This window comes from Rhodococcus sp. GQ147, from assembly GCF_059759155.1.
The window spans coordinates 1-1,789 of record NZ_JCAXDU010000052.1; the positions used below are offsets into that span (position 1 = coordinate 1).

Annotated in this window: 1 rRNA gene; it reads left to right on the forward strand. The window is 56.2% G+C overall.

From position 1 onward, the window contains the following. Positions 1 to 46: 46 nt before the first annotated feature. Positions 47 to 1,789: ribosomal RNA gene (locus tag AC6CID_RS24960) — 23S ribosomal RNA — on the forward strand; the annotation flags it as partial.

The window sequence follows — 1,789 nt, forward strand, 5'->3', positions numbered from 1 at the left end:
TGTTGTGTGTTGTTTGAGAACTGCACAGTGGACGCGAGCATCTTTGTTGTAAGTGTTTATGAGCGTACGGTGGATGCCTTGGCACCAGGAGCCGATGAAGGACGTGGGAGGCTGCGATATGCCTCGGGGAGCTGTCAACCGAGCTGTGATCCGAGGATTTCCGAATGGGGAAACCCAGCACGAGTGATGTCGTGTTACCCGCATCTGAATATATAGGGTGTGTGGAGGGAACGTGGGGAAGTGAAACATCTCAGTACCCACAGGAAGAGAAAACAACATGTGATTCCGTGAGTAGTGGCGAGCGAAAGCGGATGAGGCTAAACCATGGGTGTGTGATAGCTGGCAGGCGTTGCATCCGTGGGGTTGTGGGGCTTTTCTTCCCGTCACTGTCATGACGGGCGAGAGTAAGAAACCGGTTGGTTAGTCGAAGTGGTCTGGAACGGCCTGTCGTAGAGGGTGAGAATCCCGTAGACGAAAACTTGCCGGCTCTCGTGAGAAGTACCCGAGTAGCACCGGGCCCGTGAAATCCGGTGTGAATCTGTCGGGACCACCCGATAAGCCTGAATACTCCCTGGTGACCGATAGCGGACTAGTACCGTGAGGGAAAGGTGAAAAGTACCCCGGGAGGGGAGTGAAATAGTACCTGAAACCGTGCGCTTACAATCCGTCAGAGCCGATGCACGATTCAGTTCGTGGTGGGTGATGGCGTGCCTTTTGAAGAATGAGCCTGCGAGTTAGTGGCATGTCGCGAGGTTAACCCGTGTGGGGTAGTCGTAGCGAAAGCGAGTCCGAATAGGGCGCATGTAGTGGCATGTTCTAGACCCGAAGCGGAGTGATCTACCCATGGCCAGGGTGAAGCGATGGTAAGACGTCGTGGAGGCCCGAACCCACTTAGGTTGAAAACTGAGGGGATGAGTTGTGGGTAGGGGTGAAAGGCCAATCAAACTCCGTGATAGCTGGTTCTCCCCGAAATGCATTTAGGTGCAGCGTCGCGTGTTTCTCACCGGAGGTAGAGCTACTGGATGGTCTAGGGGGCCCACAAGCTTACCGAAATCAGCCAAACTCCGAATGCCGGTGAGTGAGAGCGCGGCAGTGAGACTGCGGGGGATAAGCTTCGTAGTCGAGAGGGAAACAGCCCAGATCGCCGGCTAAGGCCCCTAAGCGTGTACTAAGTGGAAAAGGATGTGGGATCGCTGAGACAACCAGGAGGTTGGCTTAGAAGCAGCCACCCTTGAAAGAGTGCGTAATAGCTCACTGGTCAAGTGGTTCTGCGCCGACAATGTAGCGGGGCTCAAGTACACCGCCGAAGCCGCGGCACTCACACAACACCCATTCGTTCCTGCGGGAACGTGTGCAGTGGTGTGGGTGGGTAGGGGAGCGTCGTGCAGCCGTGGAAGCGCCGGAGTGATCCAGGTGTGGAGGCTGCGCGAGTGAGAATGCAGGCATGAGTAGCGAAAGACGAGTGAGAAACTCGTCCGCCGGATGACCAAGGGTTCCTGGGCCAGGTTAATCCGCCCAGGGTGAGTCGGGACCTAAGGCGAGGCCGACAGGCGTAGTCGATGGACAACGGGTTGATATTCCCGTACCCGTGTATCCGCGCCCAATGGCGAATCAGTTGTGCTAACCGTCCAAAAGTTTCCGCTGTTCCTTCGGGAACTGTGGGGATGGCTGCACGGGACCCTGATTGTAGTAGTCAAGCGATGGGGTGACGCAGGAAGGTAGCTGGGCCAGGTGATGGAGTACCTGGTGTAAGCCGGTAGGGCGAATGGTAGGCAAATCCGCCATTCAT